Below are 366 nucleotides of genomic sequence, written 5' to 3'. Positions count from 1 at the left end.
GATTTGCACCGGCTATATGCTCGACGGCAAGGAAATCGATCATCTTCCGGCAGGCCAGGCGGCGCAAGCCCGGATTAAGCCCCTCTATATAACACTGGAGGGCTGGAAGGAATCGACCGTCGGCGCCCGAAAGTGGGCTGACCTGCCCGCGCAAGCCATCAAATATGTGCGCCAGGTTGAAGAACTGATCGCGGCGCCGGTTTCGCTGCTGTCGACGAGCCCGGAGCGCGACGACACGATATTGGTGACGGACCCGTTTGAAGATTAATCGACGCGCGCCGGAAGGGTGAAAACCCGCCGGCGGGCAGCATTGAGAAAGACATATGGCGGATTTTATTGCAGTCATCCGACGCGCCGTTGACGGCC

The 366-nt window shown here is 59.6% G+C and carries 1 protein-coding gene; it reads left to right on the top strand.

All coding sequences use genetic code 11. The annotated features are described in order from the left end of the window. Positions 1 to 268 (top strand): adenylosuccinate synthetase (locus tag AC1D0P_RS32180; RefSeq protein WP_477680432.1); only part of this gene is annotated, 268 nt, incomplete at its 5' end. Positions 269 to 366: the final 98 nt, after the last annotated feature.

It is taken from the genome of Polaromonas sp. P1_G2, from assembly GCF_056405515.1.
This window is presented reverse-complemented; position numbering and strand designations above follow the sequence as displayed.